The organism is Hyalangium gracile, assembly GCF_020103725.1.
Taxonomy (GTDB): domain Bacteria; phylum Myxococcota; class Myxococcia; order Myxococcales; family Myxococcaceae; genus Hyalangium; species Hyalangium gracile.
In genome coordinates this window covers 208,929-224,559 of record NZ_JAHXBG010000014.1, presented here as the reverse complement: position 1 = coordinate 224,559, position 15,631 = coordinate 208,929, and the positions used below count along the sequence as shown (strand labels likewise).

Genomic DNA, 15,631 nt, shown 5'->3' with positions numbered 1-15,631 from the left:
GGGGCGGGGCCCTGGACTCCTCAAGCCTGTCCCCCGGATGAAGGAGCACCTTCGGCGATGACAATCCGGGGCAAGGTGCTCCTGCTGCTGGTGGTGGCAGTGGGCCTGGTGGGGGGCCTGGGCGGGGTGCTTCACCTGGGGGCCACCCAGCTGGAGCAGCTGCGGGACTCGGGGCTCGAGAGCCAGGAGCAGCGCTACCTCTACAGCCAGCTGCGCGGGGACGCCCTGGTCTTCCTGTCGGAGCTCCAGCGGGTGCACGGCTCGGGCGCGCTGTCCGAGGCGGTGCTCAACGGGTACCGGCGGCGGATGGAGTCGCAGCTCGCGCGGCTCCAGGCGCTCACGGAGGAGAAGGCGGGCTGGCCCGGCCGGTCCACGGAGCAGGAGCAGCGGCACATCGAGCGGCTCTCCCACGAGCTGCGGCAGTGGGCCGAGCGCGCCGAGGAGCGCGTGCGGCGGCTGCCCTCGGGCATCGGCTCGGACGGGGCCCCTCCGCGGGTGAGCATCCAGGAGTTCGGGCGGAACGTGGAGCCCATCCTGGAGGCGGCGCTGGAGATGGAGCAGGCGGAGCTGACGGAGCTGGAGCGCTGCTCGGCGCGGGGGCTGCGCACCAGCCGGCTCGTGGCGATCCTCTCGCCGCTGGCGGCGCTGAGCGTGCTGATCGCCCTGGCGCTCACCATCCTGGTGCCGATGAACCGCCGGCTCCGGGAGCTGCTCGAGGCCGCGCGGCGGATTGGCCATGGGGATCTGCAGTGCACGCTGCCGGAGAAGGGCCGGGACGAGCTCACCACCCTGGCGCAGGGCTTCAACCAGATGGCCCGGGAGCTGAAGGCCTCGCAGTCGCGGCTCATCCACTCGGACCGGCTGGTGTCGCTGGGGCGGACGGTGGCCAGCGTGGGACACGAGATCAACAACCCGCTGGTGTACGTGATCAGCAACCTGGCGTACGTCCACGGAGAGCTGAGCCTCACCGCGCGCGAGTTCACCCAGGAGGAGCGGCGCGAGATGCTCGAGGCGCTGGAGGAGGCGCGCGAGGGCGCCGAGCGGGTGCACTTCATCGCGCAGGATCTCAAGACGCTGGCGCGGGCGGACGACGAGAGCACGGGCCCGGTGGACGTGGCGGAGGTGCTGCGAGACGTGGCGAAGATGGCCTCCCACGAGCTCCAGGGCCGGGCGCGGCTGGTGGAGGAGTGCTCGGGCATGCCGCTGGTGCGGGCCAACGCGACGCGGCTGGGGCAGGTGCTGCTCAACCTGATCGTCAACGGCGCGCAGGCCATCGCGCCGGGCGACATGGAGCGCAACGAGATCCGCGTCACCGCGCGGCTGAGCGCGCCGGATCGCGTCACCGTGGACGTGAGCGACACCGGGTGCGGCATTCCCCCGGAGAACCTGGAGCGCATCTTCGATCCGTTCTTCACCACCAAGCCGGTGGGGCAGGGCACGGGGCTGGGGCTGGCGGTGTGCCTCAACATCATCGAGTCGCTGGGCGGCAGCATCACCGTGGACAGCAAGCCTGGCCAGGGCACCACCTTCCACCTCACCCTGCCCACGCTCTCCGCGGAGCTGCCCGCGCCTCCCAGCGGCACGGGCGCGCGCTCCTGAGGCCCTGAAAAGAAAGGAGGCGCCGCACCTGTCCTCGGTGCGACGCCTCCTCGGGGAAGCTCAGTGCCGGGTGGGCTCAGCTCCGACGGCGGCGGAGCATGCCGAGCGCCATGGCGATGAGGGGCAGCAGGCCGCCCAGCGCGCCCGCGCCGGTGCTGCAGCCCCCGTCATCCGGCTTCGGCATCTCCGGGGCCTTGTACACCTGGAAGCGAGCCTCGGCGGAGGCCGCGCTCACCGCGTTGGCCGCGTCCTTGGCGCGCGCCACCCAGACGTACTCGGCGCCCTCGTCCAGCTCCTGCGTCACGCTGAAGGAGGTGTGGCCGTTGCCGCCCGCGGGCACGTTGCCCGAGGCCACCACCTGGCCATCCGCGTTGCGCACCTCGAAGGCGTACGTGATGGCGTCACCCTCGGGGTCGGTGCTGTTCTGGATGAGGAGCGTCGGCCTGCGGTTGTAGAGGATGGCGTCGGACGGGTTGAGCGCCACGGGGGCGTTCGGCGCGTTGTTCTGCGCGTTCACCACGAACGAGCCCACCGTCCAGTCGCTGGAGCTGTACGGATCCTGCGCGCGGGCGCGCCAGTAGTAGCGCTGGTCCTCGAGCAGGGCCGCCGGCTGCCAGCGGACCTTGCCGTCCTGGCCGGCCTGAACCACGGGGGAGGCCTGGCGGTTCGGGCTGGTGAAGGTGGGGCTGGTGTCCACCTCGATGATGTAGCTGAGCGCGTCCCCGTCGGCGTCCGTGGCGGCGCTCGCCACGAGCTCCGGGGTGAGGCTGCCCACGGTGCCGTTGTTGGAGGGCGCCGAGAGCGCGGGGATGGCCGGCTCGGTGTTGCTCGGGCGGCCGATGTAGACGGTGAACGAGGACACCTCGCTCTGGGTCCGGGCCCCGTGGGGGTCCGTCGCGGTGACGCGCCAGTAGTAGGTGGCGAAGGGCTTGAGCGGGGACGTCACCACCCACGCGGTGCTGCCCTTGGCGCCAGCCGGGATGGCGGGCGACGAGGTGAGCGCCACGGACATGGCGGCATCCTCGGCCAGGTCGAACGTGTAGGTGAGCTCCGTGTCATCCACGTCCAGGGCGTTGTCCGCCACGAGCATCGGCTTGCTGGTGGAGACCTGGGTGCCGGACAGGGGCTGGGCGGGGAAGGGGGCCGCCGGCGCGTCGTTGCTCGGGTTGAACGTGATGCGCTGGGCGGCGCTCCACGGGCCGCGCAGCGCGTCCGGACCCTTCATGCCCACGGCGCGCACGCGCCAGACATAGAGGTGGTCGTCGTCCAGGTCGGCCAGCGTCGGGCTCTCCTTGCCGTCGGTGATGGTGGTGGACGTCGTCGTCCCGGTGGTGGACTGGTCGACCGTCACGTCGCGCACCAGCGCGGTGAGCGCGGCGTCGGAGAAGACCTGGAACTGGTACTGCACGTCGGTGAGGTCGCCCCGGTCCGCCACGTTCTGGGCGGTGAGGACGATCTGCGGCGCGCTCACCTGGGTGCCGGTGAGCGGCGTGCTGGCCACCGCGGCCGAGGGCAGGCGCGGCCCGCCGTTCTCGTCGAGGTACTCGGCCAGGTTGCTGACGCCGTCGCCGTCCACGTCGCCGCTGGCGTCGTCGACGGACGCGTCCAGGCCGTTGGCCTGCTCCCAGGTGTCGGCCATGCCGTCATGGTCCGAGTCCTTGGAGAGGGCGGTGACGGTGACGGTGGTGCTGGCGGAGCCGCCGTCGTCATCCGTCACGGTGACGGTGAAGGTGTACGGCCGGCCGGCCAGGCTGGTCTGCTGGAAGGACGGGGTCCACAGCAGCAGGCCATCGGCCGTGTGGGTCAGCCCGGCCGGAGCGCCGGAGACGCTGAGGCTGAGCACGTCGTTACCGGGGTCCGTGGCGGTGGCGCGCAGGGCCATCACGCTGCCCTCCTGGGCGCTCGCCGTGGTGGGGATGGTCAGGGTGGGCGCCACGTTCTGGATGGCGACGTCGACCTGCGTCTCCGAGAAGGTGTCCTCGTCGAACACGCGCACGCGGGCGGTGAACGCGCCGCCGCCGGCCTTGTTGTCCCGGTAGGTGTGCAGGGCGATGGGCGCGCTGCTCGAGTAGTCGAACGCGCCGTCCCCGTCGAAGTCCCACAGGAAGCCGCGGATCGGGTCGGCGCCCTCCTTGTCGGCGCCGCTGAAGGCAGACAGATCGAACGTCACCGTGGAGGGCTCCTTGCCGTCGCCCGACAGCAGCGTGGCGTGCAGCTCGTCCAGGACGGGGTTCGCCTCGGCGATCTGCATGGCGATGACCTTCACCGGCGAGCTGCTGCCGTCGGCGTCCACGATGCGCAGCGCGTACGTGAGGGCGCCAGAGTCGCGGGCCTCGCGGTTGAGCGAGACGGTGCCGGGCGTCTCGGTCTCCGTCTCCTCGTCCACGTCGAAGGTGTCATCGCGGTAGTCCAGGTCCCACTGGATCTTCCACGGCTTGGAGTGATCGCCCGGGTCGGTGAAGACGGCGGACAGATCGATCGGGCTGCCTTCGTTGAGCTCGGTGCCGCCGAAGATGCCGCTGACCGAGGGCGCCAGGTCCGCGACGGTGACCTCGAGGGTCTGGAGGGCGCCCTGGACGCCGTCCTTGTCGGTGATGCGCAGGGCCACGGTGAAGGTGCCATCGTTGGCGAAGGTGTGGTCCTGGCTCAGCGGGCCCGGGGTGTTGGCGGTGCTCTCGGCATCCGGGGCGAAGGTGGTGCCGTCGTAGTCGAAGTCCCACTCGGCCTTCCACGGCGCGTCGAGCCCCGGGTCGGTGAAGGAGGAGGCCAGCGTGACGGCGATGCGCTCGCGAACGGCGGCGGACAGGGTGATGGGGGCCGCGGCGGGCGGGACGTCGGCCACGGTGAGCGGGACGGTGCTCACGCTCGAGGCCATGTTGCCGCTGTCCAGGACGCGGACGCCCACGGTGGTGTTGCCGCTGGTGCGGACCACGCCCGAGACGGAGACGGGGCCCTGCGTCGGGGAGGTGGCGGCGAAGTCGGTGCTGAACCGGGTGCCGTAGTCGGTGTCGACCTGCACGGCCCACGGCGCGTCCGCGGCGTCCGCGTCGGTGAAGCTGGTCTCCACCGTCAGCGTGTCACCCTCGTTGACGCTGGTGGGGTTGATGGTGACGGCGCCCACCACGGGCGCCTGGCTGGGGGTGAACCAGCGCCACAGGTAGGCCGTCTCGTCGGCCAGTGAGGCCGTCTTGAAGCTGTGCTGGTTGGCCTGGGTGCTGCTGTTTTGCACGCCCACGGTGGCGCTCAGGCCCTTGTCCTGGGTGGCCGAGCCGACGAGCACGTCCTTGTAGTTGAAGAGGACGTCCTCGGTGCCCTCGAAGAAGACCACCTGGAAGGTCAGGGTGTTGGCGGGCGTGGCGGTGCGGGTGTCGCGGTGGTGGACGTTGCGCCACTCCACCACGAGCTCGCGGTTGGGGGCGGTGCCGAGCACACCCCAGAACACGTTGCTGGCGGTGTTGGGGCCTGGGTACAGGTCATCCCAGAACGGCGCCACCAGCGTGGAGCGCGTGGCGTACGGCAGGGCGGCGTTGTCGAACGCCAGCGAGGTGACGTTGTCGAAGGTGATGGCGCCGTTCATGCTGGCGCGCACGCTGGTCAGGTTCGTGGCGCCGGCGAACGGGATGGGGAAGGGCGAGGTGAAGCTGCCGACGGAGTCATCTCCGAGCGCCAGGCTGGTGCCCGTGAAGGTGCGCCACTCGATGGGCACCTGGGCTTTCTGGTAGTTCACCACCGCGGCGGTGTTGAGCGCTCGCGCCTGCGTGGTGGTGGTGGCGGGGGGCTGAGGCTCTTCCTTCGTGCAACCCTGGAGCGCCAGGATCGGCCCAAGGACCAGCGCGGCAAAGCTCCTCATGCCGTACCGGGCCCCAAGGGCGGACGACTTCACCCAACTCTTCATTAACGGCTCCTGCTTTCTACGTGGCAGCGGGGGGGGATCCGGAAGCGCCCGCTCTGAGGGGGCTTCCTGGAGGGGGGTTATTCATTCAATAACCCGGGGTAATTGAGGAGGGCTTGAGGTGAGTTGTCAATAGTCTGACGTTCTTCTCACTTCTCAAGACTGCCGGAGTGGCGCGGCCGCAGGCGGGCAGGGGCACCGCCGGAGCAAGGCGTGCTCATGGAGGCTGTCGCGCTCGCCGGGGTGACCAGATTTCCGGGGACCTCCCTGGTAGGCAGGCTCCAGAAGCTCCCGCGGTCGCTCCCATCCCGGACGAGCAGGCGCCCCGGTCAACAATGGCGTCATGCGCTACACCCTGTAGGGAGGATGCGGTATAGACGGCTGCCCCAGAAATCCAATGCTGGGGCCGTCTACGCGATGACGCGAGATTCCACAGAAACGCCGCCCGCGGGCGGACCGCCAGAACCTGCGCCCGATGACGCGCGCGAGGTTGCCTCGTCCGAGGCTCGGCCGGTCCCCGAGGCTGCGAGCGAGGCAACACCGATGACCGCAGAGATGGAGCTGCAGGCGGATCCGCTGGATCTGCCGCTGCCGACAGAACCCCCCGAACCCCGAGCAGAGACCGTGGAGCCGCCGCCCCCCGAGGTGGTCGCCGCGGAGCCCGTCACCCCCGAGCCCGAGCTGGTCGCACCGACGCTGACGCGCTCCGGAGAGCCCGCGGAGATCGATCCCCGGGAGCTGGATCCGGATGCCCTCAAGGTCGTCCTGAGGCTGCACTCGCATGGGCACCAGGCGTACCTGGTGGGCGGGTGCGTGCGGGACTTGCTGCTCAAGCGCAAGCCCAAGGACTTCGACGTGGCCACCAGCGCGCATCCGGGCGAGGTGCGCGCCACCTTCCGCAACTGCCGGCTCATCGGCCGCCGGTTCCGGCTGGCGCACGTGTACTTCAAGGGTGGGAAGATCATCGAGGTCTCCACCTTCCGCGCCAACCCGCTGGAGATGATGGAGCCCGCCGGCGAGGAGGAGGCGGCGGGCGAGAACGGCAACGGCAACGGCAACGGGGATGAGGATCTGCTCATCACCCACGACAACGTGTTCGGCACGGCCGAGCAGGATGCGCGTCGCCGGGACTTCACCATCAACGGCCTGTTCTACGACGTCACCGAGGGCCGGGTGATCGACTACGTCCGGGGCCGGAGGGATCTGGACGAGCAGTACATCCGGACCATCGGCGATCCGGAGATCCGGATGCGCGAGGATCCGGTGCGCATCCTCCGGGCGGTGCGCTTCGCGAGCAAGCTGGGCTTCGACATCGAGTCGCGCACGTACGCGGCGATGGAGGGCGCGGTGGAGGACCTGCCGCGCTGCGCGCCCGCGCGCCTGCTGGAGGAGACGTTCCGGCTCATCCGCGGTGGGGTGGCGGCGCCGAGCCTCAAGCTGCTCTCCGCGCTGGACGCGCTCAAGATCCTGCTGCCGCCGGTGGATGCGTACCTGCGGCAGGGCGGCAAGGAGGCGGAGCGCACGTTCTACTCCTTCGCCGAGGCGCTGGATCGGCGCGTGGCGTCGGGCGAGCCGCTGGATGACGCCATCCTGCTGGCGACGCTGCTGGTGCCGATCAGCCGGGCGACGCCGCCTCCCGCGGAGCCGGTGGAGCCGGGCGCACGGCCGTCGGTGGCGCAGTCCATCGAGGATCTGCTCGCGGGGTTCGTGCAGACGGCGCGGCTGCCGCGGCGGATCGCCGAGCGGTGCCGGCTGCTGCTGCTGGCGCAGCGCACGCTCACGGGCGAGCGGCGTCGGCGCAGCGCGTCCTTCCGCCGGCATCCGCTCTTCAACGAGGCGATGACGGTGTTCGAGATCTCCGTGGAGGCCACGGGGGAGTTCCGCGAGTCGCTGGAGGCGTGGAAGAGCGGGGAGCTGCCGCCGGTCCGCACCGAGGGCGCGGCCACGGAGGGAGACGGGGGGCGCAAGAAGCGCCGTCGTCGTCGCCGCCGGGGTGGGCGTTCCGCGGGAGCGCCGGGAGCCGCTGGCGCGCCGGGAGCGGAGCCAGTCGCGGCCTCGAGTGACGAGGCCGGGGCCGAGGCGGACAGTGGCTCGGACTCGGACTCGGACTCGGACTCGGATTCGGACGGGCCGGAAGAGGACTGAGGCTCCTCCGGGGCTCCGGGAGACAGAGGCTCGGGGGGCGGGAACACGCATATAGTGGTGTTCGTGCACCCCGAGGACTCTTTCGACGGCAAGGCCGAGGAGCTGATTCGCGCCGGGCGCTTCTTCTTCGAGCGCGGCTGGGTGCCAGCGACCGCCGGGAACTTCTCCGCGCGGTTGGATGAGCGCCACGTGCTCATCACGGTCTCGGGCCGCCACAAGGGCGAGCTGCGGGCCGAGGACTTCCTGGTGGTGGACCTGGACGGGCGGGTGCGCTCGGAGGGCAGGAGGCCGTCGGCGGAGCTGCCGCTGCACCTGCAGCTCTACCGGAGGGACGCGGGGCTGGGGGCGGTGCTGCACACCCACTCGATGAGCGCGACGCTGCTGTCGCGCCTGCATCGGGACGAGGTGGTGCTGGAGGGCTACGAGGTGCTCAAGGCACTGCCGGGGATCCAGACGCACGAGGCGCGGGTGGCGGTGCCTGTGTTCGAGAATGATCAGGACGTGGCGCGGCTGGCGGCGCGGGTGGAGGAGTGCATGGCGGCGCGGGCGGGGCTGCCCGGTTATCTGATCGCGGGCCATGGCCTGTACACCTGGGGGCGGAGCGTGGCGGAGGCGAGCCGGCACGTGGAGGCCCTCGAGTTCCTGTTTGCGTGCGAATGGGAGATGAGGAGATTGGGACGATGAGCGAGCTGAAGGTCTACGCGGACCACGAGCCCGGTAACGCGCGGGTCTACACGGACTTCGCCTTCATCCAGCGAGAGCTGGGGTCGGTGGGGATTCGCTTCGAGCGGTGGGAGGCGAACCAGCCGCTTCAGCCGGGAGCGAGCCAGGAGGAGATCCTGGCGGCCTATCGGGACTCGGTGGATCGGCTGATGAAGGAGCAGGGGTTCCGGTCGGTGGACGTGATCAAGATGGTGCCGGATCACCCGCAGAAGGTGGAGCTGCGCAACAAGTTCCTGAGCGAGCACACGCACAGCGAGGACGAGGTGCGGTTCTTCGTGGAGGGGCAGGGGCTGTTCAACATCCACAAGCAGGGGCGGGTGTACGCGGTGCTGTGCGAGAAGGGGGACTTGATCGGAGTGCCGGACGGGACGCCGCACTGGTTCGACATGGGGCCGCAGCCGCGCTTCATCGCGATCCGGCTCTTCACGAACACGGAGGGGTGGGTGGCGCACTTCACGGGCAACGACATCGCCACGCGCTTCCCGTCCCTGGCGGCCTGAAGACGCACCTGTCAGAGCTCACTCATGACGCGAACGAATGATGGAGGGCGTGCCCTCCTTCTCTGCCTGTGGGTCGCGCTTGCGGGGGGCACGGCGGGATGCTCCTCGGGGACACATTCCATCGCGAGTCGACCGAGTGACGAGAGCCTGCTGGCGGACGCGAGCCAGCCCGTCTACCTGGCTCAAGTTTCGTGCTGGGACACGGAGACTTGCTGCATCTTGAGAGATCCGCTGACGGCGGCGAACCGCTGCATGGTCAGCCCCGCAAGGATCGCCGAAGTCCTCGCCAGCGTGAAGACGGTCTACGGGGCGACGCAATCCCGGGCTGAGGCGCTCGAGGAGCAGGCCCAGGAGGCGGAGGACGCGAAACTCGCCGAAGCCGCCGAAGCCGGAGGAGAAGCCGCCCCCGAGCCTCCTGATTGCCAGGGCCAGAATCATCACGTCATCTCTCGCCCCATCGCCGAGGTGCTGAAGGATCATCCAACCCTCAGCGGCCTGTATGAGCCGAGAGACGAGCGTTTCGTGGCCAGGGCCAAGGACCAGGAATCACACTGTGGCTACCAGAAATGGCACCGCGAGGTGGATCTGGAGGTCATGAAGTGGCTGCGGCGTGAGCGCAGAGCAACGCCTGAGGAGTTCATGGCGAAGCTGCGCGAGATCTACAGCCGCAAGGATATGCGCAAGAGGTTTCCCAATGGCTTCGGACCTGCCACCTGACCCGCGCTTCTTCGTGCTCGAGGATGAGGTATGGGGGCCTCATGACACCCGGTTCTACAAGGCGGAGCCTGCCAATCGAGGAGAGCCCGTCCGCTGTGCGCGGTGTAGCGAGCCCGTCGGCATGAGGGTGTGGCTGCCCCCCTTCCGCGTCGAGCTGGAACTGCATGGGGCGGGCTTTGGAGACTTCGTGGAAGGACCAGGCGACGAGGTGCTCGTGTCCGAGCGCCTGGCGGAGGCATTTCGAGCGGAAGGGCTGACCGGCCTGCTCGGCTTGCAGCCCGTCGAGGTGGTACGGGTGCGAAGAAAGGGCAAGGGGCCCAAGCTCGATGCCGTTCCCCGCTACTTCGTCGCCAGTCCTGGCTTCGGCCGTGGAGCCGTGGATGAGGCGCGGAGCCACTTCCGATACAGCAGGCCCATGACATGCTCGGAGTGCCGCTATGCCGGATTTGACTCCATCCATGGTTTCGCCTTGGAACTCGGCACATGGCAGGGGGAAGACGTGTTCCGCCCTCGTGGCCTTCAGGGGAATGTCGTCGTATCCGGGCGATTCGCCGAGTTCATCAATCGCCACGGCTTCACGAACATGAAGCTCATCCCCACCGAGGAGTGGGTGCTCCATTCGAAGTAGTGCCGTGCCTCGAGTCGAGCGAAGATGGGCGCCATGGTTCGAGCCATCGTCACGGACATCGAGGGCACCACCTCGAGCCTGTCCTTCGTGAAGGACGTGCTGTTTCCCTACTCCGCGCGCCACATGGCTGCGTTCGTGCGCGCCCAGGGCCACAGGCCCGAGGTGCGCCAGCTGCTCGATGAGGCGCGCAAGCTGGCGGGCGGAGCGCTGGACGACGAGCAGCTCGTGGGCACGCTGCTGAGGTGGATCGAGACGGACCAGAAGCTCGCTCCGCTCAAGGGCCTGCAGGGGCTCATCTGGGAGCAGGGCTACCGCGAGGGTGCCTTCCAGGGACACGTCTACGAGGATGCCGCGCGCCGGCTGCGCGAGTGGCACGGACAGGGGCTCCGGCTCTACGTCTACTCCTCGGGCTCGGAGCACGCCCAGCGGCTCATCTTCGGGCATACGCCCTTTGGCGACCTCACGCCGCTGTTCAGCGGCTACTTCGACACCCGCGTCGGCGGCAAGAAGGAGTCCTCCGCCTACGCCGCAATCATCCGGGAACTGGGCCTGCCGGCGGACGATGTCCTCTTCCTCTCGGACGTGCGGGAGGAGCTGGACGCGGCCCGCACCGCGGGAATGCGGACGTGGTGCCTCATCCGAGGCGAAGGTCCCCGAGTGGATCCGGGGACCCACCCCGTGGCTCGGAGCTTCGACGAGGTCCGCCCGTAGCCCACGCGCCCCTCGTGGGTGTCCTCGGGAGAGCTCTTTCCGTACACTGATGCCCGTGGTCTCTCCGTGTTCGTCGGGGACATGGAGACGAGTCAGCACCCGAGCCGCGCTCCGGCGCGCTCGACAGACTGGGGGCATGTCGTGAAGCGATGGCACCTGTCGGTCACCAGCCTCGTGCTGGTGCTCTCGAGCACCGTTGCGGGTGCGCGGGAGCTTCCTTCCCTGGATGCGTTCGCATCGAGCACCGTCTCCACACCTCGCGAGGCGCTTCGTCGCCCCTCACGGCTCCTCGGAGTGCACGTGCTGCACACCGAACCCCGGCTCGGGGTGCCCACCCTCGTGTGGGGGAACCCCGCCGGAGTCGATCCCCGCATCCGGTCCGGCCTGAAGCGGATGGGGCCCGAGCAGGCCGCACGGGCGCACCTGTCCCGGCTCGCTCCGCTCTATGGGCTGGCGCCGCAGGTGGCGGCCTCGACACGAGCCAGCGTGGAGGAGTCTCTCCCCGAGCAGGGCACGGCCCTCGTCACCTTCGGCCAGGACCTGGAGGGCATCGAGGTCTTCCGCCACAGGCTCACGGTGGTGCTGAACGAGCAGCACGAGCTCATCGGCATCTCGGGCTATCTCAGCCCGCATGTGACCCCGGAGTCCCGTCTGGGCAGGCTGCGCTTCCGCCTCCAGGAGCGCGAAGCCATTTCCCTGGCTTACGCGGACTTGAATGGCGAGCGGCTGGAGGCCACGAGCCTCGAGCCGGTGGGCAAGGCTCAGGGCCCCTATACCTCCTTCGACTTCGCGTCCGGTGAGCGCGCCCGGTATTCGAAGGGGATGATGACGCCGGCTCGCGTCAAGCGCGTCATCTTCCCGCTGCCGGATCGGCTGGTGCCGGCTTTCTACGTGGAGCTACACACGGGAGAGGGGAGCGGCCAGGACTCGGACGCCTATGCCTACGTCATCGCCGCGGACGATGGGCGGCTGCTCTTCCGCCACAACCTCACGGCCTCGGACACGTTCTCGTATCGCGTCTGGGCCGATTCGGCGGGGGCGTTCGTTCCCCAGGATGGTCCGCAGGGGCTCGGGGGTTCGCCGAACCCCACGGGCGTGCCGGATGGCTACCAGGCTCCCTTCGTCTCGCCGGGCCTCGTCACCCTTCAGAACGCGCCCTTCAGCCAGAACGATCCCTGGCTGCCCTCCGGCGCCACCGAGACGCTAGGCAACAACGTGGACGCCTACGTGGACATCTCCGGGGCGGACGGGCTGGACGGCACGGACTTCCGAGCCTCGACCACCAGTCCCAACAGCTTCGACCGTGTCTATGACGTCTCGCTGCAGCCGGGAGCCAGCGTGGAGCAGCGGATGGCGGCCGTCACGCAGCTCTTCTACGTGAACAACTTCCTGCACGACTGGTACTACGACGCGGGCTTCACCGAGGCCACGGGCAACGCGCAGACCGACAACTACGGCCGAGGCGGGCTCGGCAACGACAGCCTGCGCGCCGAGGCGCAGGACAGCAGCGGCCAGAACAACGCCACCATGATGACTCCCGCCGACGGGGCCCGGCCGCGGCTGCAGGTGTTCCTCTACACGCCGAACACACGCTACGGCGTCACCGTGACGGAGCCGCCCGCCATCGCGGGCGAGTACGCCGCGGGCACGGCGACCTTCGGTCCCCAGGTCTTCAACCTGACCGCCGACGTCATCCTCGCCGATGACGGCAACGGCACCCGCACCGATGCCTGTCAGGCCCTCATCAACAACGTGACCGGCAAGCTCATCCTGATCGATCGCGTCGGCTGCAACATGGTCATCAAGACGAAGAACGCGCAGAACGCGGGGGCTCTCGGCGTCATCATCGCCCACAATTCGGCGGGGCCTCCTCCCACGCTGACCGGGACGGACGCCTCCATCTCCATCCCCGCGCTCTCGGTGACCCAGGCAGACGGAGTCCTCCTCAAGAACCAGCTCGCCTCCGCGCCAGTGAAGGCGACGCTGCTGCACGAGGCCGCCCCCTTCCGGGACAGCTCCGTGGACAACACGGTGGTCGCGCACGAGTGGGGCCACTTCATCAGCAACCGGCTCATCTCCAACGGCGCTGGCCTGTCCAACAACCAGGGCCGCGCCATGGGCGAGGGCTGGGGAGACTTCCACGCGCTGCTGATGATGGTGCGCGCGGAGGACGCGCAGCTCCCGGGCAACGACAGCTTCCAGGGCGCCTACGCGGTGGGTGGCTACGTCGCCGGGGGCGCGGCTCCCAGCGGCGCGGGCAACAACGGGTTCTACTTCGGCCTGCGGCGCTATCCGTACTCGACGGACTTCAGCCGGAACCCGCTCACGTTCAAGCACATCCAGAATGGCGTGCCGCTCCCGGCGGAGGCCCCCTTCAACCCGGGGCCCGCGGGGGCGTCGAACTCCCAGATCCACAACTCCGGCGAGGTGTGGGGGACGATGCTCTGGGAGTGCTACGCGGCGCTGCTGCGCTCCCAGCCCCGGCTGACCTTCGCGCAGGCCCAGGAGCGGATGAAGCGCTACCTCGTGCTCGCCTACAAGCTCACGCCGCCGCTGCCCACCTTCCTGGAGGCCCGGGATGCTTTGCTCATGGCCGCGTACACGGGCGATCCGGTGGACTTCAAGCTCTTCTCCTCCGCCTTCGCGCGTCGAGGGGCGGGCCTGAGGGCGGTGGCGCCGGACCGCGAGTCCTCGACCCACGCTGGGGTGGTGGAGAGCTTCGCCACCGGCAAGGACGTGGCGTTCGGGGGCGCGGAGCTGGTCGAGGGCTCCGGCTCCTGTGACAGCGACGGAGTGGTGGACCACGGCGAGACGGGCCTGCTGCGAGTGAGCCTGTCGAACACGGGGGCGGACACGCTGACGGCCACGACCGCTCACATCAGCTCGAACGATCCCGGCGTGGTCATCGGCAACGGTGGCCTGCTCACGTTCCCCGCCATCGAGCCTCTCGGGGTGGGCACCGCCGAGCTTCCCGTCTCCGTGAGCAGCACCTCGACGCTTCGGACCATCCGCTTCAACGTCACCTACCGCGACGCGGAGCTGGCCATCCCCGGAGATCAGACGGCGAGCTTCGAGGAGCGCATCCACACGGACGAGACGCCCCAGAGCTCCACGACGGACGACGTGGAGAGCAAGCAGGTGGTGTGGACCGCCTCGCGAGACACCACCCTGGGGAACCTCGGGCCCTGGCGCCGCGTCTCCGAGACGCCGCTCGCCAGCTACTTCCACGGGCCGGACGCGCCCGCGAAGGCGGACATCTACTTCACCTCTCCGCCGCTCGTGGTGGCGCCCACGGGGGACTTCGGCTTCACGTTCCTCCACCGCTTCAGCTTCGACTCGGACGCCTTCGACTTCTACGACGGGGGCGTCATCGAACTCAGCACGGATGACGGGCAGACGTGGACGGACATCGGAGCCTTCGCCTCGCCGGGTTACGTGGGGACGATCTCTCCCTCGGTGAGCAACCCGCTCTCGGGCCGGGATGCCTACAGCGACGTCAGCGAGAACTACCCCGACTGGACGCTGGAGACCGTCAGCCTCGGGACGGCCTACCAGGGAAGGACGGTTCGCGTGCGCTTCCGGATCGGCTCGGACAACAGCATCGGCGATGAGGGCTGGGACATCGATAACGTGAGCTTCACGGGCATCACCAACACGCCCTTCGCCACGGTGGTCGAGCAGCCCGCCGCTTGCGAGAACACCCCACCCGTGGCCAACGCGGGGCCGGACCAGACGGTGGGGGAGCGGACGCAGGTGACGCTGGATGGACGAGGCTCCTCGGATCCAGACCCGAACACCACGCTGACCTACGCGTGGGAGCAGACGGCGGGCCCCTCGGTGACGCTGGTTGGCGCCACCTCGGCGCAGCCTGGGTTCACCGCGCCGGAGGTGACCGCGGCCACCGTGCTCACCTTCCAGCTCACGGTGGGCGACGGGAGGAACTCCAGCACGGACACCGTGAACGTCACCGTGCAGGAGGTGAACCGCGCACCCGTGGCCAACGCGGGCCAGGATCAGACGGTGGCGGAGCGGACGGAGGTGACGCTGGATGGACGGGGCTCCGCCGATCCGGACGCCGGCACCACGCTGACGTACGCCTGGACGCAGACAACGGGGCCCTCCGTGACGCCGAGGGATGCAACCACGGCTCAGGCTGCCTTCACCGCACCCGAAGTGACCGTGCTCACGGTGCTCACCTTCCAGCTCACGGTAAGCGATGGGGTGGACTCGAGCACGGACACCGTGACTGTCTCCGTGTACCCCGTGAATCGGGCGCCGATGGCGGACGCGGGGCCCGATCGCAATGTCGTCGAGGGCACCACGGTGACCCTGGAAGGCCTCGGGATGGATCTCGACGGCGATGTGCTCAGCCCCGAGTGGACCCAGACCGCGGGCCCGGCCGTGACGCTGAGCGATCCCCGTGCGTTCTCCACCACCTTCACGGCTCCGGACGTGAGCACGACGACGGTGCTCACGTTCCTGCTGCGGGTGACGGATCCGAGCGGGGATAGCGGCGAGGACACCGTGTCCATCACGGTGCTCGCGCGGCAGGAGCCCGCGCCAGACGGTGGCACGGGCGGCGGAGACGTGGAGGCGGAGGGCGGCTGCGGCTGCGGCGCGGGGAGCTCGAGCGCTTCGGTGGTGCCGCTGCTGATGCTGGGCCTGGCCCTGCTGGGCCGCCGTCGCCCGTCACCGCGCTGAAGGCTCAGCCCTCCA

Annotated in this window: 9 protein-coding genes; 8 read left to right on the top strand and 1 reads right to left on the bottom strand. The window is 69.5% G+C overall.

Going from position 1 to position 15,631, the window contains the following annotated elements; translation table 11 throughout:
• Window positions 1-57: 57 nt before the first annotated feature.
• Window positions 58-1,599 (top strand): sensor histidine kinase, encoded by a 1,542-nt coding sequence (locus KY572_RS27560; RefSeq protein ID WP_224245956.1) that lies wholly within the window; start codon window positions 58-60, stop codon window positions 1,597-1,599.
• Between the two features lie 76 nt (window positions 1,600-1,675).
• Here KY572_RS27560 and KY572_RS27555 read toward each other — a convergent pair whose 3' ends face one another.
• Complete coding sequence (locus KY572_RS27555; protein ID WP_224245955.1) at window positions 1,676-5,449, bottom strand: PKD domain-containing protein; 3,774 nt, start codon at window positions 5,447-5,449, stop codon at window positions 1,676-1,678.
• Window positions 5,450-5,908: 459 nt separating this feature from the next.
• Here KY572_RS27555 and pcnB point away from each other — a divergent pair, with 459 nt between their 5' ends.
• The 7 genes from pcnB to KY572_RS27520 all read left to right on the top strand — a co-directional run bounded on the left by pcnB (window position 5,909) and on the right by KY572_RS27520 (window position 15,616).
• Window positions 5,909-7,636, top strand: coding sequence for a polynucleotide adenylyltransferase PcnB (gene pcnB, locus KY572_RS27550; RefSeq protein ID WP_224245954.1), 1,728 nt, complete (start codon window positions 5,909-5,911; stop codon window positions 7,634-7,636).
• Window positions 7,637-7,699: 63 nt separating this feature from the next.
• A complete protein-coding gene (locus tag KY572_RS27545) occupies window positions 7,700-8,320 on the top strand; it encodes a methylthioribulose 1-phosphate dehydratase (protein ID WP_224245953.1) in 621 nt (206 codons plus the stop codon).
• A complete protein-coding gene (locus KY572_RS27540) occupies window positions 8,317-8,859 on the top strand; it encodes a 1,2-dihydroxy-3-keto-5-methylthiopentene dioxygenase (RefSeq protein ID WP_224245952.1) in 543 nt (180 codons plus the stop codon). Before KY572_RS27545 ends, KY572_RS27540 begins: the two co-directional genes overlap by 4 nt.
• A 219-nt stretch (window positions 8,860-9,078) precedes the next feature.
• On the top strand, window positions 9,079-9,576 hold the full coding sequence (locus tag KY572_RS27535; protein ID WP_224245951.1) for a Wall-associated protein precursor: 498 nt from the start codon (window positions 9,079-9,081) through the stop codon (window positions 9,574-9,576).
• Between the two features lie 121 nt (window positions 9,577-9,697).
• Window positions 9,698-10,204: a hypothetical protein gene (locus KY572_RS27530; RefSeq protein ID WP_224245950.1), complete on the top strand. Its 507-nt coding sequence runs from the start codon at window positions 9,698-9,700 to the stop codon at window positions 10,202-10,204.
• 33 nt (window positions 10,205-10,237) lie between these two features.
• Window positions 10,238-10,915 carry an acireductone synthase gene (gene mtnC, locus KY572_RS27525; RefSeq protein WP_224245949.1) on the top strand — a complete coding sequence of 226 codons (678 nt, stop codon included), beginning with the start codon at window positions 10,238-10,240 and terminating at the stop codon, window positions 10,913-10,915.
• A gap of 141 nt (window positions 10,916-11,056) precedes the next feature.
• Window positions 11,057-15,616 (top strand): myxosortase-dependent M36 family metallopeptidase, encoded by a 4,560-nt coding sequence (locus KY572_RS27520; RefSeq protein ID WP_224245948.1) that lies wholly within the window; start codon window positions 11,057-11,059, stop codon window positions 15,614-15,616.
• The last annotated feature ends 15 nt before the right edge of the window (window positions 15,617-15,631 follow it).